Below are 19,735 nucleotides of genomic sequence, written 5' to 3' on the forward strand. Positions count from 1 at the left end.
ACCATACTGCCGCGACGGCCGGAGCGGACCGACGGGCGGGCCGGCCGCCGGGCCGCGCAGTCGTCATCCGCCCGCCTGCGCATCGGTACGCTGCTGGGCCCCCTCATCGCGCGGCTGGCGCCGTTCGTGCGCCGGCTCAGGCCGCGTTATCCGCGTGCGGGCCGCACCGGCTGGCGCCGCTGGGTGCCCTCCTGTCGGCAGTGGCTGGGCATCGTGTCGACGGCCGTCGGCCTGACCGGACTGTTCCTGGCCGTCGCCTACGCCGTCACCGACATACCCGAGGACCTGAACGCGTACGCCACCCAGCAGGACAACGTGTACTTCTGGTCCGACGGAACCCCCATGGCCCGCACCGGCTGGGTGCAGCGGCAGGCGATGCAGCTGAAAGACATACCCGAGGACGTCCGTTGGGCCGTGCTGGCGGCCGAGAACGAGAGCTTCTACAGCGACCCCGGCGTCTCTTTCAAGGGCCTCACCCGCGCCCTGTGGCGCACGGTCGGTCAGGGCGACACCCAGGGCGGCTCGACCATCACCCAGCAGTACGTCAAGAACGTCTACCTGAACCAGGACCAGACCGTCAGCCGCAAGTTCACCGAGGCGATGATCGCTCTCAAGCTCGACAACCGGCTGAGCAAGGACGAGATCCTGGAGGGATACCTCAACACCAGTTGGTTCGGCCGCGGCACCTACGGCATCCAGCGCGCCGCACAGGCCTACTACGGCAAGGACGCCAGCGAACTCAACGCGAGCCAGGCCGCTTTCCTGGCGTCGCTGCTCAAGGGCGCCGGCCTGTACGACCCCACTCTGAGTGCGGCCAACCACCACCGGGCGGTGGAGCGCTGGAACTGGATCCTGGACCGGATGGTCAAGATCGGCAGGCTGTCGCCGTCCGAACGGGCCGGGTACCGGACCTTCCCGGAGCCGCTCAAACAGAACCCGCTGTACGACACCGGTCAGCAGAGCGACTACCTGGTGGAACTCGCCTCCCAATACGCCAAGAAAGCCGGGCACCTCTCGGACCGGCAGTTCGACCTGGGCGGCTATCAGATCTACACCACCTTCGACCGCAAACGGGAGGCGGCCCTCGACGACGTGGTGGCCAAGGCGCGCAAGAAGGTCCGGCAGACCCATCCGGACGCGGCAGCCACCGCCCATTACGGCGTCGCGTCGCTGGCCACCGACGGCCGCATCCTCGCCGTCTACGGCGGCCCGGACCACCGGAAGCAGGGTTACAACGAGTCCAATGCCGGGACGGTACCGGCCGGTTCGGCCTTCCTGCCGTTCGTGTACGCGGCCGGTCTGGAGCACGGCGTCGTCAGGCGGCGGGACGCACCCAGGGAGAGGGTCACCCCGCGGTCCCTCTACGACGGCGACGACGGCGTGCCCGTCAGCACACCGGAGGGCCCCTACTGGAACCGCAGCGGCAAGAAGGTCACCGCCCACAACGACGGCCGGAAGTCCTGGGGCCGGATGACGCTGCGCGAGGCGCTCGCCAAGTCGGTGAACACCCCCTTCATGCAACTGGGCATGGACACGGGCCTGGACAAGGTCAAGCAGACGTCCCAGGCGGCCGGGCTGCTGTCGTCGAGCATGGGGCCGCAGGTACCCGCCCTGTCCCTGGGCAGTTCCACGCCGAGCGCGATCCGCATGGCCAGCGGCTACGCCACCTTCGCCGCCGCGGGACAGCACGTCGAGCCGTACTCCGTGCGCCGCGTCACCCGGAACGGCTCGGCCGTGCGGCTGGACCTCCCGGACGCGCACCGCGCGGTATCCGCCCAGGTGGCCGGGGAGGTGACGCAGGCGCTCGCCGACTCCTTCCGCTCCGCCCACCCCGACGCCGCTCCCGCCGCGGCGGCGGTGTCCGGCAAGGCCGGCACCGTCGCCGATGACACGGCCGCCTGGTACGTCGGCACGGCCCGCGCCGTGTCGACGGCCGTGGTCGTCTACCGCATGGATCTGGCCAAGAGCCTCGAACCGCTGCCGCTGAAGGGGCTCGCGGGAACCGCCGCCGACAGCGCCCCGTACGACATCTGGGCGGGAGCCATGGGCCCACTGCGCTGACCGGCGGACCGTCCGCACCCGCATCCGCACCGGAACCTCCCTCGCAGATTTGAGCCTTGTATGAAGTCGACTCCGGGCCGCCGCCGTAAGGCGCGCGCACCCCGCCGCACCGTCCGTACCCGATTCGCAGCCCTTGCGGCAGCCGCCCTCGTCGTCTGCGCGGCCGCCGCGGGCTACCTGGTGTTGATCCAGACCGACGGCCAGGCTTCGGCTCCTTCCGGCGGCAAGGGGGGATCGGTCGCCCAGAGCCCGCCGCAGCCTCGCAGGGAGCCGGAGTGGGACGGCAAGCCGAAGATCCTCGGGGACGGATCGACCTCCTACACCGGCCCGCAGAAGGGGCAGTTGAAGGCCGTGCCGCTCGAACCAGGGGAGAAGCCACCACAGTTCGTCGTCTTCTCCTGGGACGGTGCGCTGGAGGGCGACGACCGGCTCTTCTCCCACTACCGCGACATGGCCAAGGACCACGACGCCCACATGACCTTCTTCCTCACGGGCATCTACCTGCTGCCCAAGAGCAAGAAGGATCTCTACCACCCGCCCCAGCACCCGGTGGGCTCCGCGGCGATCAGCTACCCCACCGACGAGCACATCCGCACCACCCTGACGCAGCTCGCCGCGGCCTACGAGGACGGCAACGAGATCGGCACCCACTTCAACGGCCACTTCTGCGGCGCCAAGGGAGGCGCCGACTGGAGCGTGGAGGAGTGGAAGAGCGAGATCGACCAGTTCTACGACTTCGTGGAGAAGTGGCGGACCAACACCGGCGACAAGGACACTCCCGCGCTGCCCTTCGACTTCCGCAAGGAGGTGACCGGCGGTCGAGCCCCTTGTCTGGAGGGGCAGCCGAACCTGCTCAAAGCCATGAAGAGCTACGGCTGGCGCTACGACGCGAGCTCCCCGGGCGACTTCCAGATATGGCCGAGCAAGAAGAACGGCATCTGGGACTTTCCGCTGCAGATGCTTCCGTACCCCGGCGGCAACTACCAGGGTCTGTCGATGGACTTCAACTTCCTCTACAACCAGTCCCATGGCGAGACCAAGGGCGATCCGGCCAAGTACGTCGCCTGGGAGCAGCAGACCGTCGATTCCTACATGTCAGGCTTCAACCGTGTCTACTACGGCAGCCGGGCACCGCTGTTCATCGGCAACCATTTCGAGGACTGGAACGGCGGCATCTACATGAAGGCCGTCGACCAGGTGATCAAGAAAGTCTGCACCAAGAAGGGCGTCAAGTGCGTGTCCTTCAAGGAACTCGCCGACTGGCTCGACGTGCAGAAGCCCGAAACGCTGCAGCGCCTGCGCGGCCTGGATCCGGCCCAGTCGCCGGACTGGTCCACGGTCGTCCGGTGACCCGGAAACCGGCCTGGCTCCCATCGCCCAGGCCCCTTTACGCATTTCACCTATCTCACGCGAAACTCGATCGCCCGGGCTGTCTACCGGAGCAGAGGGGAACATCGTTGAAATCCATGAGAACAGGCCGCAAGTGGAGCCGCGCCACCATAGTCACGGTGGCGACAGCCTCGGTGGCCACGGGAATCCTGCTGCCCAACCAGAGCGCGAGCGCGGCGGCCCCGGCCGGCCCGACGGTGGACTCGGCAACCAAGGTCGCATTTCAGCGCCTGGCCGACGCGGTCTTCACCGATCGCACGCAGTCCCTGGTGAGCGATGCCCGGGGCGGGCGCCAGAAGCCACACCCGCAGCGGACGTCCGGCTTCACCGGAAAGGTGCGGCTGTCCGAGACGCAGTCGCGCGAGGAGCGATCGACGCTCGACGAACTGCGCGCCCGCAAGTCCCGCCTCGCCCGGCTCGGCGAGAAGTACAGCGGAGCCGGCACCCGTGTCACGCTGGACGCCACCCGGGTGGAAGGCCGGTATGCCACGGTCGAGGTCACCGAGACCACGACTCTGGCGTACGAGGAGGCCCAGGGTGCCGAGCCCGAGACCACCGGGTTCCGGGCCCACCACGAACTTTCCTTCCAGGCCGACCGCAAGGGTGACTGGCGGCTGACCGGTGTCCGCGATACCGACGACGGCTACCTCGCGGTGAACCAGGTCGCCAAGCCCTCCGTCGCCGCGCCGGCCACCGCCGCCGACCCGCCCTCGGCGACCCGCTCGGCCACGACGTGGCCCGCACGGCCCGCCCCGAAGAACACGAACACCGGGTACGACTACAAGGCCATGGCGGCCTACGCGACGAAGTACTGGAACAGCTACAACCCGGACTTCCCCGATTTCAGCGGCGTCGGTGCCGGCGGGGACTGCACCAACTTCGTCAGCCAGTCCCTCAAGGCCGGCGGCTGGCAGCACGTCCCCGGCTACACGACGGACTTCCACAAGTGGTTCGGCAACGCCGAGATCCAGTCGGACTCGTTCGTCGGCGTCAACGAGTTCTCCTGGTTCGCCCTGTCCTCCAAGCGCGCCACCAGTCTCGCGAACGTCTACCAGATGGACGTCGGCGACGTGCTGCAGGTGGACTTCGACAAGGACGGGTCCAAGGACCACTCCATGATCGTCACCAAGCGCAGTCAGCAGGGCATGCCGTATGTCACGTATCACTCCAACGACACCTACAACAGGTCGGTGGCCAGCCTCGTCGCGTCGTACCCGTACGCCGCGTACTACGCCTACCGCACCTGAGCGGTGCCCGACACCAGCGGCCTGCGCTGCGGCCCTCGGCCACCGCACTGCGGAGTCCCCGCACGGTGGTGTGACCGTCGCAGCCACCGCGAACGCCCACGGCACGCACGGTGACGCGCATCCGCACCGTAGTTCTCGCCGTGTGCCGACTCCGTGGGGGCAGCCCCCGGTTGGCGGCCGGTACCCCGGTCCCCAACCGGGGTACCGGCCGCCCGCCCGCTCATCGACGACGTGGTCAGTGAGGAGGACGCATGCTGGACGGGCTGGACCGCGGGTTGCTGCAGGCGCTGCAGATCGATGGACGTGTGGCGTTCTCGCTGGTCGGTGAGGTGCTTGGGGTGTCGGACCAGACGATCGCGCGCCGGTATGCACGGCTGCGGGCCGAGGCGGGGGTGCGGGTGCTGGGGGCGGTACGCCCGCAGGCCGTCGGGCGGCAGGTGTGGGTGGTGCGGGTGCGGTGCGTGCCGGAGGCGGCCGTGGGGCTCGCGCGTGCGCTGGCACGGCAGCCGGAGACCTCCTGGGTGCAGATCGCCTCAGGCGGCTCGGAGCTCGTCTGCATGGTGCAGGCGCAGGCCGACGCTCCGGCGGAGGAGTCGACTTTGCTGGCCCGCCTCCCGCGCACCCCCCGGGTGACCGACGTGAGTGCGCACTGCGTCCTGCACACGTTCTTCGGCGGCAGTACCAGTCCGCTGACGAAGAACGGGCCGGTGACCTCCGATCAGCGAGCGCGGCTGCGGCCACCGGCCACCGAGCCGGTGACGTCGCCGGTAGAGCTGACCGCAGAGGACCACGCACTGCTGGAGGCACTGGCGCTCGACGGGCGAGCCGGGTTTCGGTCGCTGGCTTCGGCGACGGGCTGGTCGCAGACAAGTGTGCGGCGCCGCCTGGCGGAACTGCGCGCGGGCGGGGTCGTGTACTTCGACGTGGACTTCGATCCGGCGGTGTTCGGACTGCGGACGTCCGCCGCGCTGTGGCTGAGCATCGCACCGGGCGACCTGGCAGCGGCAGGCGAGGCGCTGGCGGCACATCCGCAGGTGAGCTTCGCGGCGGCCACCACCGGTGCGTCCAATCTCTACGCGAGTGTGCAGTGCAGCGGCAGCACGGCGCTGTACGGGTACCTGACGGGTCCCGTGGCGGCGCTGCCCGGGGTGCGGTCGGTGGAGACCGCACCCAGCATGCGGGTGTTCAAGCAAGCCTCCCCGATCGTCGGATAGCGCCGGCAGAGGGCCCTGGCACATCGGATATCGCCGACTTCCGGGGGCCTTCCTGTTGCGGACCGGTGGGTTCGACGACGGTGGGCGCGTGAAACCCGTCCGTACGGAAGGAACCGCCTCGATGCACACCGCGTTCGACCCGATCACCGTCGGTCCGCTCACCCTCCCCAACCGGATCGCCATGGCGCCGCTGACCCGTCGCCGCGCGTACGGTGAGAGCCTGTCCGCGACCCCGCTCATGGTCGAGTACTACCGGCAGCGTGCCACTGCAGGACTGCTCGTCGCCGAAGCCATCCAACCCAACCGCGTCGGCCAGGGCTACACCGACACCCCCGGCCTGCACGACGCCCGCCAGGTCGAGTCCTGGCGCCCCATCACACAGGCTGTCCACGAAGCGGGCGGCCGCATCTACGCGCAGCTGATGCACGCGGGCCGCAACAGCCACCCCGAACTCCTGGGCGGCGGCCGGCATCCCCTCGCGCCGTCTGCCGTCGCAGCCGACGGGGAGGTGCGCATCCACGGAGGCGAGCCCGCCGTCCGCAAGCCCTTCCCCGTACCGCGCTCCATGACCACGCAGGAGATCGCCGGCACCATCGCCGACTTCGCCGACGCGGCCGCGAACGCGATCGATGCCGGATTTGACGGCGTCGAGCTGCATGGCGCATACGGCTACCTCATCCAGCAGTTCCTCTCGGGCAACGCCAACCGCCGCACCGATGCCTACGGCGGCAGCATCGCCGGACGCGTCCGGTTCCCGGTCGAACTCGTCGAAGCCGTGGCCGCACGCATCGGAGCGGAGCGGCTGGCGCTTCGCATCAGCCCTGGCTGCCCAGCCTTCGGCCTCGTGGAGCCCGACCCGCACGAGCTCTACCTGACGCTGATCGACCAGCTGCCTCCGCAGCTGGCCTATCTGCATGTGTTCGAGTTCCCCGGCCACCGCGCCCTCACCGTGGAACTGCGCCGCAGCTGGGAAGGGGTGTACATGCTCAACCCGCACGAGGCCCCCGAGGACTGGCCCGCCGGCCCCCGTCAACTGCACTTGGTGGACGACGGGCTCGCGGACATCCTCTCCTTCGGCACCCACTTCATCGCCAACCCCGATCTCGTGGACCGCCTCCGCACCGGTGCCCCGCTCAACGAGGCCGATCCCACCACCTTCTACCGCGGCGACCACCGTGGCTACACCGACTACCCGACCATGGCGCAGACCCGGCCTTGAACACCCGCCCAAGGGACTGCCGACTACTTTCTCTACGGGTCCGCCGCGGCCCTGGTCTTCGGTCGGGTCTTCTTTCCGGAGTCCGACCCGTTGACGGGGACCTTGCTGTCGTTTCTCACTTACGCCATCGGGGTCGCCGCGCCGATCCTGCTGACGACGCCGCGGTCCATCATCGGTGAGGGGGGCGGGAGATCTGCCCCTCCTGTCCCCCGTCCCCCCCTTCCCCTTTTCCCTTCTCTCCTGCTACGGCTCGCCTCATGAACCCAGATACCGTGTCCGCCGCTCCGTACCTGCGTCGCCTGATCGATCTGCTCGGTGCGGACGCCCCGGCCGAGGAGTTCGGCGCGGTCGCCGCCGAGGCGCGCGTCAACGGGGTCGGTGCGCAGGGTCTGTCCGAGGTGGAGGGCGCCACCCGGACCGTGCTGCGGGTGAGGGGCGTGCTGCGGCAGCACCGGCGGCGTGAGGCGGAGCTCGCGGCCCTCTTCGACACGGCCGGTGACCTGGCCGGACTGCGCGACCTCGATGCCGTGTTGCAGTCGATCGTGCGCCGTGCCCGGACGCTGCTGGGCACCGACACCGCGTACCTCACGCTCCCCGATCCGGCGGCCCGCGATACCTACATGCGGGTCACCGACGGCTCGGTGTCCGCGCTGTTCCAGGGGCTGCGACTGGGGCTGGGCGACGGCCTCGGCGGCCTGGTCGCCCAGAACGCCCAACCGTACGTCACACCCGACTACCGCACCGACAGCCGCTTCCGTCACACCCGCACCATCGACGCCGGGGTCCTCGACGAGGGCCTGGTCGCGATCCTCGGCGTGCCGCTGCTCCTGGGGTCCGGGGGTGGCGGCGGTGGCGAGGTCATCGGCGTACTGTTCGCCGCCGACCGCACCCCGCGGGCCTTCTCGCCCGACGAGATCGCCCTGCTGTGTTCGCTGGCCGCGCACGCCGCCATCGCCATCGACACCGCGGCGGCGATCACCAACACCCAGGCTGCGCTCGCCGAGTTGGCGGCGGCCAACGAGGTCATCCAGGAGCACGCCGCAGCCATGCAGCGCGCCGAGGAGGCGCACGACCGGCTCACCGATCTGGTGCTGCGCGGCGGCGATGTGCGGGACGTGGCCGCCGCGGTCGCCGACCTGCTCGACGGGGCCATCGCGATCCACGACCCCGAAGGGCGGGTGCTCACCGCCGTCGGCCCCGGCGGCGCCGCGTTCCCCGGCCGCGGCACGGTGGCCGAGGTCGTGGCGGACTCCCGGACCGCCGGCCGCACGGTGTTCCGCGACGGCCGCTGGACGTGTGCCGTACTGGCCGGGCAGGAGGTGTTGGGCAGTCTGGTCCTGCACGGCCGGCCCGACCTCGACGACGCCGCCAAGCGGCTCTTCGAGCGGGCCGGCGTCGTCACCGCCCTGCTCCTGCTGCAACGGCGTTCCGTCGCCGAGGCGGAGAACCGGATCCGTGGGGAACTGATCAGCGATCTCCTCAACGCCCCCGACCGCGATCCCCTCGGCCTGACGGAGCGCGGGCGCCGTCTGGGCTTCGACCTCGACCGGCCCCATCTGCTGCTCGTCGCCGAGGCCGACACCGCATCCCGGCAGCGACTGGCCGGGGCGGCCATGCGCCACCGCGTCGCCGGCGACGGCATCAGCGCCGAACACGCCGGCCGGGTGGTGGTGTTGCTCGCGGAGAACGGCACCGCCCCCGGCGACGTGGCCAGAAGCGCCGCCAGGCACCTCACCCGGCTCGCCGGCGCGCCGGTGACGGTCGCCGCGGCCGGACCGGCGGCCGGACCCCAGGCACTGGCCGCCGCCCACGCCGAGGCGATCCGGTGCCTGCGGGCCCTGCGCGTGCTGGGCCGGGAGGGCGGCGCCTGCGCGGCCGACCTGGGGTTCCTCGGCGTGCTCCTGGGCGACGAGAAGGACGCGGACGGCTTCGTCGCCGGTGTCCTGGGGCCGCTCCTGCGGTACGACGAGCGACGCGGCACCGCACTCGTGCGCACCCTTGAGGCGTACTTCGGCTGCGGAGGGAGCCTGACCCGCGCCAAGGACGAGCTCCACGTGCACGTCAACACGGTCGTCCAACGGCTCGACCGGGTCCAGGCACTGCTCGGGGAGGACTGGAACAGCCCCGAGCGCGCGCTGGAGTTGCAGATCGCGCTCCGGCTCCATCGGCTGACCGGGAGTTGACGCGGCGACCCGCCGGCCGAGACGTGACGCCCCCGTCGCGCTGCCCGCCGTGCCGGTCGCGGTCACGGACGGTGGGCCGACCGGGACGCGGTGACGGTCGGTTCGCCCCGCCGGTGGTGGTGGTCCAGCGGGCCGCGGCGGCGCTGCGCAGGGGTGTGACTGCCCCGGGCGTCGATTGGTCTAGTCCTATCTTGGTCCAGTCCATTGACATGCCCCTGACCGCAGGGCTATCCCATATCCCATACCGCTGCGTACCAACGGGAATTGGCGGTCACCCCCCTCACACCCGGGACAGACATGAGACGCAGGCGCTCCCTCCGTGCACTCCTCACCGCTACCGTCACCGCCGTGGCCACGGCCGGCCTGACCGCCCTGGGCGGGGGCGCGGCCCAGGCGGCGACCCCGCTCCCGGCCCATGTGTTCGCCCCCTACTTCGAGTCGTGGACGGGCGAGAGTCCCGCCGCGCTGTCCGCCCAGTCAGGCGCCAAACACCTGACGATGGCGTTCATCCAGACGGCCGCCAAGGGCTCCTGCACAGCCCTGTGGAACGGCAGCACCGACACCCCCATCGCCACGTCCTCGTTCGGCGACGACATCAAGACCATCCGCGCGAACGGCGGCGACGTCATCCCGTCGTTCGGCGGATACACCGCGGACACCACCGGCACCGAGATCGCCGACAGCTGTACCGACGTCAACCAGATCGCCGCCGCGTACGAGAAGGTCATCACCACCTACGACGTCACACGGCTGGACATGGACATCGAGGCCGACTCGCTGGACAACTCCGCGGCCGTCGACCGGCGGAACAAGGCCATCAAGCTCGTCCAGGACTGGGCCGCCGCCAACGGGCGCACGGTCGAGATCTCGTACACCCTGCCCACGACGACCCGGGGCCTCGCCGACAGCGGGGTCGCCCTGCTGCAGAACGCGGTGCGCAACGGGGCCCGGGTGGACGTCGCCAACATCATGACGTTCGACTACTACGACAACGCCACGCACGACATGGCCAAGGACACCGAGACCGCGGCCCAGGGGCTCTACGACCAGCTCAAGACGCTCTCTCCCGACAAGACCCCGGCCCAGCTGTGGAGCATGATCGGGATCATCGAGATGCCCGGGGTGGACGACTTCGGCCCGGCCGAGACCTTCAGCCTGGCCAACGCCACCCAGGTCTACAACTGGGCGGTGGGCAAGGGCATCAGCACGCTGTCGTTCTGGTCGCTGCAACGGGACAACGGCGGCTGCCCCGGCGCCCCGTCCGGCGACACCTGCTCCAGCATCCCGCAGAACACCTGGGACTTCAGCCACATCTTCGAGCCGTTCACCGGCAGCGGCACGGCGCCGACCGACGACTTCACGGTGACGGCCAGTCCCGGTGCGGGTTCGGTGGCGGCGGGCAGCCGGACCACCGCCACGGTGCGGACCGCGGTCACCGCCGGGGCTGCGCGGACGGTGGACCTCACCGTCGGCGGGGCCCCCGCGGGTGTCACCGCCTCGCTCAGCCCCACCTCGGTGACGGCCGGCGGGACCTCGACGCTCACCGTGTCCACGACCGCGGCGGTGGCCTCCGGCACGTACCACCTCACCGTCACCGGCACCGGCCCCGCCGGCACGCACAGCGCGTCCTACGACCTGACCGTCACCGGCGGGAGCGGCAACCAGTGCACGGCGAGCCCGTGGACCGGCGGCACGGTCTACACCGGCGGCCAGCAGGTCTCCTACAAGGGGCACACCTGGAAGGCCAAGTGGTGGACGACGGGCGAGGAGCCCGGCAGCACCGGGGAGTGGGGTGTCTGGCAGGACCTCGGCGCCTGCTGACCCGTCCGGCGCCGGCCCGGGCGGCCCGGGCCGGCGCGTCGCGCCACAGCGGGAGTGGTCCGGGACGCCTCCCGGCACGCCTGGATGGGCCGGGCCCTCGCCGACCTCACCGCCGCACGTCCGGACGCGGTCGTGGTCGAGATGGGCCTGCCGGGCGACGGCCTCCCCGGAGCGGTCCGGATCTTCACGCACGGCGCCACCGCCGCCTGCGGGGTCGCCGCCGCGGAGGTCCTGGCCGGAGGCCACCCGGGCCGGACCGCGCCCTAGCCACCGCCGACGAGGCCACCGACGGCGGACAACAGGGCAGCGCTCCCGGCCGGGGAGTGTTAGAAATAGCAGCATGGCCGCAGGGTCCGGCCGATATCGGCGCGCAACGGTAAGGTCACTGACCGAACGACGTCCGCAGAGCCTCGCGGGGCAGGTCTTCCTGCTCCAGCTCACGGTCGGTCTCCTGCTCGTCCTGGGCGCGCTGGCGGCACTGCTGCTGACCTCGCGGCACGACGCCGAGCAGGAGGCGCGCAACCGCTCGGTCGCCGTCGCGGAGACCTTCGCACACTCCCCCGGCGTCCAGGCCGCCCTCAAGGCCCCGGACCCGTCGAAGATCCTCCAGCCGCTCACCGAGGCGGCCCGGAAGCGGGCCGACGTCGACTTCATCGTCGTGATGAACACCCACGGCATCCGCTACACCCACCCCAAGCCCGAGGAGATCGGCAAGCGCTTCGTCGGCAACATCGGCCCCTCGCTCACCGGCAAGGTCCGGGTCGAGAGCGTGCACGGGCCGCTCGGTCACGAGGTGCAGGCCATCGTGCCGATCACCGATGCCAAGGGCACGGTCGTCGGCCTGGTCTCCGCGGGGATGAAGGTGGCCAGCGTGAGCCGCGCCATCGCCTCCCACCTCCCGGTGATCTTCGGCATCGCCGGCGCGGCGCTGTGCCTCGCCACGGCCGCCACGGCGGTGATCACCACCAGGCTGCGGCGCCAGACCCGCGGGCTGGGGTCCGTCGAGATGAGCCGGATGTACGAACACCACGAGGCGGTGCTGCACGCCGTGCGGGAGGGCGTGGTCATCGTCAGCGGCTCCGGCCGGCTGCTGCTGGCCAACGACGAGGCCAGGCGGCTGCTCGCGCTGCCCGAGGACGCCGAGGGGCAGGAGGTGTCCCAGCTGCCCGGGCTCGCCCCGGGGCTGGCCGCCCTGCTGGCGTCGGGCCGGGCCGCCACCGACGAGATCCACCAGGCCGGTGGCCGGCTCCTGGCGGTCAACCAACGGCACACCGACCGGCACGCCGCGGGCATGGGAACGGTCACCACCCTCCGCGACTCCACCGAGCTGCGGCTGCTCTCCGGCCGCGCCGAGGTCGCCCACGAGCGCCTGCGGCTGCTCTACGAGGCCGGGGTGAGCGTCGGCACCACCCTCGACGTCGCGCGGACCGCGGAGGAGCTCGCGGAGGTCGCGGTCCCCCGGCTCGCCGACTTCGTCACCGTCGACCTCGCGGCGCCCGTCCTGCGCGGCGACGAGCCGGCCGGCAGCGGCCCCCAGCAGATGCGGCGCACCGCGGCGCACGGCATCCTCGACGACCTCCCCTTCCTCCCGCCCGGGACGCTGATCACCTTCGTGCCCGGCACGCCCCAGGCGCGCGGTATGGCCGGCGGACGCTCCGAGGTGGTGTCCGACCTCTCGACGACCCACAGCTGGCAGCTGCAGGATCCGGAGCGGGCCCGGCGCGTCATCAGCTGCGGCATCCACTCGCTGATCACCACGCCGCTGACGGCCCGCGGCAACATCCTGGGCGTGGCGAACTTCTGGCGGTCGCAGAAGCCCGAGCCCTTCGACGACGACGACCGGTCGCTGGCCGAGGAGCTGGTGGCCCGCGCCGCGCTGAGCATCGACAACGCCCGGCGGTACACCCGGGAACACGCCCTGGCGGTGACCCTGCAGCGCAGCCTGCTGCCGCGCACCCTGCCCGAGCAGAGCGCCATGGAGGTGGCCCACCGCTACCTGCCCGCCCAGTCGGGGGTGAGCGGTGACTGGTTCGACGTGATCCCGCTGTCCGGCAGCCGGGTGGCGCTGGTCGTCGGCGACGTCGTCGGCCACGGGCTGCACGCCGCGGCCACCATGGGCCGGCTGCGCACCGCGGTGCACACCTTCTCCACCCTGGACCTGACGCCGGACGAGCTCCTGGGCCACCTCAACGACCTCGTCGACCAGATCGACCAGGAGGAGGCGGACACCGCCAGCGGCACCGGCATCACCGGCGCCACCTGCCTGTATGCGATCTACGACCCGGTCTCGCGGCGCTGCGACATGGCCCGGGCCGGGCATCCGCCACCGGCGCTGGTCCACCCCGACGGCACCGTGGAGTTCCCCGAGCTGCCGGCCTGCCCGCCGCTGGGGCTGGGCGGCGTCCCGTTCGAGACCACGGTGCTGCACCTGCCCGAGGGCACCCAGATCGTGCTCTACACCGACGGGCTGGTCGAGGAGCGCACCCGGGACTTCGACGTGGGGATGGAGCTGCTGCGCGGCGCGCTGTCCCATCCGGGCCGGTCCCCGGAGGAGAACTGCCGGGCGGTGCTCGACCGGCTGCTCCCGGACCGCCCACGGGACGACGTGGCCCTGCTGATCGCCCGCACCCGGGTGCTCGGCCCGGACCGCGTCGCGGCGTGGGACGTGCCGTTCGACCCGGCCGCCGTCGCGGGGATGCGCTCCAGCATCTCCGACAAGCTCACCGAGTGGGGCCTGGACGAGCTGGCCTTCGCCACGGAGCTGGTGGTCAGCGAGCTGGTCACCAACGCGATCCGCTACGGCTCGCCGCCGGTGAAGGCGCGGGTGCTGCGGGACCGCAGCCTGGTCTGCGAGGTGGCCGACGGCAGCAACACCTCGCCCCACCTGCGGTATGCCGCGACGACGGACGAGGGGGGCCGCGGCCTGTTCCTGGTGGCCCAGCTGACCGATCGCTGGGGCACCCGGTACACGCCGCAGGGCAAGGTCATCTGGGCCGAGCAACAGCTGCCCCAGGTCGCCCCGAACGGACCGGACGGCCAGGTCAGCCCGGACGGACCAGTCAGCGTGGACGGACCGACCAGCGTGGACGGACCGATCAGCGCGGACGACTCGGACGCCCCGGGCGGCCCAGCGGGCCCGGGCGCCCGGGGCGAGCCCTCCGGTCCGTAGCGGCTGTCCGACCCTGACCCGTCGGACCGGCCCTGGACAGCCCCGCGGCCGGCCGCCGGCGGCCGGCCGCACGCATCACTCCGACGGCCAGGTGCGCGTGCGCCTCCCCGGCCCGCTCACCAAGCTGGCGCGGAGCCGGGCCCGGCCCGGTTGCGCGCCCGCGCGTACGAGCGCCGTGACGCCGGACCGCCCCGACAACGAACACCTGGGCTTCGGCCACGGGTTGCACAGCTGCTTCGGCGCCCCGCTGGCCCGGCTGGAGGCGCAACTGGCCCTGACCGAACTCGTCCGCCGCCTCGACGACCCCCAACTGGCCGCGGATCCGCCGCCGTACCGGCACAACGCGGTGCTGCGCGGCCCCCGGCACCTCCCGCTGACCGTCGCCCGGATCAGGGACTGAGGCGGTCCGCGGGGCCGTCCTGCCCGGTCGCGGCGGCCCGCTGCCGGTCCAGCGCGTCGTCGAGCGTGGTGGCGGCCATGATGAGCGACAGATGGGTGAACGCCTGCGGGAAGTTGCCCAACTGCTCGCCGCTGGGGCCGATTTCCTCGGCGAACAGGCCGACGTGGTTGGCGTAGGTCTGCATCTTCTCGAAGGTGTAGCGCGCCTGGCGGAGCCGGCCGGCGCGGGCGAGCGCGTCGACGTAGAGGAAGGTGCACAGGCTGAAGGTGCCTTCGGAGCCGCGCAGGCCGTCGGGTGAGGCGACGGGGTCGTAGCGGTAGACCAGGCTGTCCGACACCAGGGTGCGTTCCATCGCGTCCAGGGTCGACAGCCAGCTCAGGGTCCTGGGGGCCAGGAAGCCCACGCGGGGCAGGAGCAGCAGCGAGGCGTCGAGCACGGTGCCGTCGTAGTACTGGACGAGCGCCTGTTGCCGTGCGTCCCAGCCGCGCTGCATGACCTGTTCGGGGATCGCGTCGCGGGCGGCGGTCCAGCGGGCGGTGTCGGCGGGGCGGCTGTACTCGGCCGCCAGCTTGAGCCCCCGGTCGAAGGCGACCCACGACATGATCCGGCTGAAGGTGAAGTGCTGGCGTCCGCCGCGGGTCTCCCAGATGCCTTCGTCGGGGCGGTCCCAGGAGTCGGCGAGCCAGTCCAGCGTCCGGGCGAGGTTCTTCCAGCCGTGGTAGCCGGCCCGCATGGCGATCTCCCGCCCCTCCGACAGGGCGTAGAGCGCCTCGCCGTAGATGTCCAGTTGCAGCTGGTCGGTGGCGGCGTTGCCGACGCGTACGGGCGCGGAGCCGCGGTAGCCGGCGAGGTGCGGCAGGACTTCTTCGGGGAGGTCGGGGTCCCCGTCCACGCGGTACATGATCTGCAGCGGTTCGCCCCGCTCGCCGTCCCGGGCCTGCAGGCGGTCCCCGAGCCAGCGGGTGAACTGCGCCGCCTCCTCGACGAATCCCAGGTCGAGGAGGGCACGTACCGACAGCGAGCTGTCGCGGACCCAGGTGTAGCGGTAGTCCCAGTTGCGTTCGCCGCCCACCTGCTCGGGCAGTCCCATGGTGGCCGCGGCGACCGGCGCTCCGGTGGGGGCGTAGGTCAGGAGCTTGAGGGTGATCGCCGAGCGGTGCACGACCCCCGGCCACCTGCCCCGGTAGCGGGAGGTCTGCACCCACCGCTGCCAGAAGTCCACGACCTCCCAGTAGCGCTCCGCCGCGCCGTGCGGCGTCAGGGGCGGTGGGGCCGGCGCGTCGGGCCCGTCGACGGTGAGGACGGCGGTGGCCAGCTGTCCGGCGCGCAGGGTGAGCGTGCCCCGCACGTCGACGCCGTCGGGCCGGAGCGGGAAGCTGCTCTGCAGGTGCGCGGTGATGCCCGGCGCCCGGAACGTGGCGGTGTCGTCCCGCACCTCGCAGGTGTGGGTGGCCCGCCCGTAGTCGAAGCGCGGGCGGCACTCCAGGCCGAAGTGGACCGTTCCGCGGACCGCGCACGCCCCGCGGATCAGGACGTGCCGGTCGGACGGCGTCCCGGTGCGGTCCGGCGGCATGCAGTCGAAGATCTCGCCGACACCGTCGGGGGACATGAACCGGGTCACCAGTACCGCGGTGTCGGGGTAGTAGAGCTGTTTGCAGGTGCTGCCCGGGGCGTCCGGCGCGAAGCGGAAGTGGCCCCCGCGGTCGTGGTCGAGCAGGGCGGCGAAGACGCTGGGCGAGTCGAACCGGGGTGCCGCGAACCAGTCGACGACCCCTTCGGAGGAGATCAGCGCGGCAGTCTGGAGATCGCCGACGATGCCGTGGTCCGCGATGGGTGGGTACCGTTCCATGATCTTCCCGTTTCCTGGGCACGTACCTCCACTGTCCGCCCGCGCCGACGGACGCGCGACGGCGGCGGCCACGGCGACGGCAGGGGCGGACGCGGTGCGGCGCGGCGGAGGCGCCGGCCCGGTCCGGGGCGGGTTTCAGGGGGTCGCAGCCGCGCCCCGATCCGGCCGGCCGCCCGCCCGGCGGCGACGCAGGGTGACCACGAGGATGTGGCTGCTGACGGCCAGCATCCACAGCGGGAAGACGAGTTCGAGGTGGCTGGTGCCGCCGACCGCGAAGAGCAGCACCAGTGCGACCAGATAGCCCAGCCATGCCAGCCAGCGCGGAAAGATGCCCAGCCGGTGCCCGATCGTCGTCGTCGACACCACGAACACGGCGGCCATCCGCGTCGCGTAGCCGGTCAGCAGCTCCAGCACGAGGTGGCGTCCGTACTGCCACAGTGCCCGCTCCCCCGCCGAGGAAGAGGTGGACACGTCCGTCACGGCCAGCAGGCTCCCGGTCGTCGCCGCCATGACGAACAGCATGGCCACGAAGAGGAATCCGCTGCCGAGGAAGAGGGTGGCGAAGAACCGGTCCTCGGCCTGCCCGACGTAGTCCCGGATCGCGCCCATGAACCACAGGAAGAAGATCCCGGCGAACGGCAGCAGGGCCAGCGCGCCGTGTAGGAAGTCCCGCTGGGAGGTGTCCTCGACCCAGTCGGCGGTGTCCTGGGGGCGCTCGGGCACGGCCAGGTGGACGAGCAGCACGGCGGCGCCCAGCAGCAGCGCCGCGACGATCCCGGCCACCGCGGCGGCCTTCGGTGTCTGCAGCATGCGGGCCGTTGCCCCGTCGGTCGTTCGCATCACGCTCTCCCGCTGCTCGTCACCGGCTCCGCGGGCGCCGGCCGCACGGCATGCGCGGACCGGCCGGCCGACCCGCCGTGCGCACCGCGCCTGACTGTCAGTTCTACGACCCGGCGAGGCGGCGCACCGCGTCGTCCGGGCCAGACGGGTGAGCGGCCGGCGGTCCGCGCTCCCCGGCCGCCGGACGGCGTATCGGGCGCCTCCCCGGGCCCCGGGGCCGCCATCACTCAGAGCCGGAGCAGGCGGGCGAAGTAGGGGGTGCGCTCCGGCCCGGCGTACCGCAGCAGCGCGCCCAACCCGTCGGCCAGCGACAGTTGCTGCTCCGGCACCACGACCAGTCCGGCGCCGGTGCGTACCGCGGCGCGGATCACGGCGGCGGGCGCGGGGCCCATACGGAAGCCGAGCGCGCCGTACGGGGCCAGTGCCGCGTCGCACGGGTCGAGCGGCGCCCCGCCGGCGTCCACATGGAGGCGCATCGCGAGATCCAGGGGGACGCTGAGCAGCAGCGAGCTGACCTGGGAACGGCGCAACGCGGCCACCACGCTGCACAGGCCCTCGACGGCGCCGTGCCGGCTGGTCCGGCGGGCCCGGAACAACTCGAGCCGGGCCCGGTCGGCGATCCGGAGCTGCCCCTGGAACGCCTCGGTGAGCTCCCGTTCCATCAGGGCCCGGCCGGGCGGCGCGGGGTAGCCGTTGCCGCCGCTGGTCACGAGGCGTTTGCGCCAGCGTTCGGCGAGGTGGTCGGCGAGCGCGTTGCGGGCCCGGGTGATCCCGCCCAGCACGATCGTCTCGGCGTCGGTGCGGCACGCCAGTTCGGCGATGCGGGCGGCGGCCAGCCCGGCCCCGTCGGTCCAGCCCGCGGCGGGGCCGCTCATCAGGTGGCAGACGCCCGGCGCGACGGCACTGCTCGGCCACGTCCCGGCCTGGAAGGCCACTTCCCATCCGTCCGGGGGCTCCGGTCGCGGGCGCGGCGTGCTGTGCACGGTGGCGGCGACGTAGCAGATGTCCGGGGCGTGCTGGAGGGCCAGCGGCATCAGGTCGGGCAGCGGGGTGAACTCGGCCTCGTCGTGCGCCGGCGGCTCGGGAAGCTCCACGGTCAGCACCACCCGCCCGCGGCTGGCGACGATCGCCTGGCCGTGTCGGCCGGCGATCTCCTGGTCACCGCCCGCGACGGCCGCCAGGGCTTCCACCGTGGCGCCGTCGGCGCCCTGTTCCACGAGCGCCTCGCAGACCTGCCGCCTGCGGAGCGCCAGCGCCTGCTCCGGCTCCTCGGCGTCACGTGACGTGTCGAGATAGGCGCAGGCGTACGGTCCCCCACTCGCGTACACCGCATTCAGGAAGGCCAGGTCCACGATGCCTCCACGCGCCGTGTCGGTCGGCTGCCTGGTGTTCTTCCCTCCCAGTAGAGCCCCAAGGCACCGGGGCCGCGCGCCGAGACCAGGCGCGCCCGGCGCACCGCACGTCCGCGGGCCGAGGCGCTTCGGACCCGCTCAGTCCGCCCGCCCGGCCGGCCCGGGCAGGCGAGCCGCGACGGCTTCCAACAGCAGTTCCAGCGCGTACGGATAGCCGCTGCGGCGCATCTCGGCGGCTAGCTGGGGGGCGGTCGCGGCGATGTGCGGGTGGGTGTCCGCCGGCAGCCGTCCGTAGTCGGCCTGCCAGACCTCGCGGTCGGCCGCCTGTGCGGCGGCGGGCAGGGCCAGGGCCGCCGCGTCCAGCGCCGCGAAGCCCAGGCTCTGGTCGACGAAGGCGTGGTAGACGCGGACCGCCTCGGGGGCCGGGAAGCCCGCCCGGCGGAGCACTCCGAGGATCGCCTCGACGGCGCGGGTCTCGTGGGTGCGCCCGGTGGTGCGGTGCGCGGCCAGCAGCGCCGCCTGGGGGTGTGCCTGGTAGGCGCGGTGGATGCGCAGGCCGATCTCGCGCAGGTCGGCGCGCCAGTCGCCGGTGGGCCGCCAGCCGTGCTGGGCGCGCCCGATCAGTTCGTCGGCGAGGGCGAGGAGCAGGTCGTCGGTGTTGCGGAAGTAGCGGTAGATCGCGCTGGGGTCGGCACCGAGCGCGGCACCCAGCCGCCGCACCGTCAGCGCCTCGGCGCCGTGCTGGGCGACCAGCCGCAGCGCGGTGTCGACGATCAGCTGTCGGGAGAGGACGACGCCCTGCCTGGTCGGCCTCCGGCGTCGCCGCTGCCGCTCGGGAACCACTCGTTCGGCCATGGCCCCGCACCTTATGACAACGTCATTGACGTGTGAAGTGCGCGGGGGCTTTCATGTCCAGCCAACCGGCCATCCGGTCGGATTCCACACGAGTACGGCGGTGATCCATTGACAGCCAAGGTCAAGGGCACGAGCA

12 protein-coding genes and 2 pseudogenes are annotated in these 19,735 nt (G+C 72.2%); 10 read left to right on the plus strand and 4 right to left on the minus strand.

The features are described from left to right. Positions 1-75: 75 nt before the first annotated feature. From JNO44_RS07135 to JNO44_RS07180, 10 genes and pseudogenes are all read left to right on the plus strand, one after another. Positions 76-2,061, plus strand: a complete 1,986-nt coding sequence (locus JNO44_RS07135) for a transglycosylase domain-containing protein (RefSeq protein ID WP_205369455.1) — start codon at positions 76-78, stop codon at positions 2,059-2,061. 60 nt (positions 2,062-2,121) lie between these two features. Continuing rightward, the gene (locus JNO44_RS07140) at positions 2,122-3,411 is read left to right on the plus strand and encodes a polysaccharide deacetylase family protein (RefSeq protein WP_205362358.1); all 1,290 of its coding nucleotides are present in this window, start codon (positions 2,122-2,124) and stop codon (positions 3,409-3,411) included. A gap of 116 nt (positions 3,412-3,527) precedes the next feature. Next, positions 3,528-4,697, plus strand: coding sequence for an amidase domain-containing protein (locus JNO44_RS07145; protein ID WP_205362359.1), 1,170 nt, complete (start codon positions 3,528-3,530; stop codon positions 4,695-4,697). 251 nt (positions 4,698-4,948) lie between these two features. Continuing rightward, entirely contained in the window at positions 4,949-5,911 is a 963-nt protein-coding gene (locus tag JNO44_RS07150) for an Lrp/AsnC family transcriptional regulator (RefSeq protein WP_205362361.1), read from the plus strand. Positions 5,912-6,032: 121 nt separating this feature from the next. Next, positions 6,033-7,130, plus strand: a complete 1,098-nt coding sequence (locus tag JNO44_RS07155) for an alkene reductase (RefSeq protein ID WP_205362362.1) — start codon at positions 6,033-6,035, stop codon at positions 7,128-7,130. Positions 7,131-7,387: 257 nt separating this feature from the next. After that, positions 7,388-9,313, plus strand: a complete 1,926-nt coding sequence (locus tag JNO44_RS07160) for a helix-turn-helix domain-containing protein (RefSeq protein WP_205362364.1) — start codon at positions 7,388-7,390, stop codon at positions 9,311-9,313. Positions 9,314-9,610: 297 nt separating this feature from the next. After that, complete coding sequence (locus JNO44_RS07165; RefSeq protein ID WP_205362366.1) at positions 9,611-11,134, plus strand: glycosyl hydrolase family 18 protein; 1,524 nt, start codon at positions 9,611-9,613, stop codon at positions 11,132-11,134. Positions 11,135-11,188: 54 nt separating this feature from the next. After that, positions 11,189-11,401: pseudogene (locus tag JNO44_RS07170) on the plus strand (glycoside hydrolase family 3 protein); the annotation flags it as partial. 73 nt (positions 11,402-11,474) lie between these two features. Then, positions 11,475-14,303, plus strand: a complete 2,829-nt coding sequence (locus tag JNO44_RS07175; protein ID WP_240167466.1) for a SpoIIE family protein phosphatase — start codon at positions 11,475-11,477, stop codon at positions 14,301-14,303. Between the two features lie 181 nt (positions 14,304-14,484). Further along, a pseudogene (locus JNO44_RS07180) lies at positions 14,485-14,703 on the plus strand (cytochrome P450); the annotation flags it as partial. Here the strand turns inward: JNO44_RS07180 and JNO44_RS07185 are convergent. The 4 genes from JNO44_RS07185 to JNO44_RS07200 all read right to left on the minus strand — a co-directional run bounded on the left by JNO44_RS07185 (position 14,693) and on the right by JNO44_RS07200 (position 19,599). After that, complete coding sequence (locus JNO44_RS07185; protein WP_205362367.1) at positions 14,693-16,552, minus strand: glycoside hydrolase family 15 protein; 1,860 nt, start codon at positions 16,550-16,552, stop codon at positions 14,693-14,695. The pseudogene JNO44_RS07180 and the gene JNO44_RS07185 overlap by 11 nt on opposite strands. Positions 16,553-16,687: 135 nt before the next feature. Next, the gene (locus JNO44_RS07190; protein ID WP_235092588.1) at positions 16,688-17,362 is read right to left on the minus strand and encodes a hypothetical protein; all 675 of its coding nucleotides are present in this window, start codon (positions 17,360-17,362) and stop codon (positions 16,688-16,690) included. A 257-nt stretch (positions 17,363-17,619) separates the two neighbouring features. Further along, complete coding sequence (locus JNO44_RS07195) at positions 17,620-18,744, minus strand: baeRF2 domain-containing protein (protein ID WP_205362369.1); 1,125 nt, start codon at positions 18,742-18,744, stop codon at positions 17,620-17,622. A 138-nt stretch (positions 18,745-18,882) separates the two neighbouring features. After that, positions 18,883-19,599, minus strand: coding sequence for a TetR/AcrR family transcriptional regulator (locus JNO44_RS07200; RefSeq protein ID WP_205362370.1), 717 nt, complete (start codon positions 19,597-19,599; stop codon positions 18,883-18,885). Positions 19,600-19,735 lie beyond the last annotated feature (136 nt).

This window comes from Streptomyces noursei (assembly GCF_016917755.1).
Classification (GTDB): domain Bacteria; phylum Actinomycetota; class Actinomycetes; order Streptomycetales; family Streptomycetaceae; genus Streptomyces; species Streptomyces yunnanensis.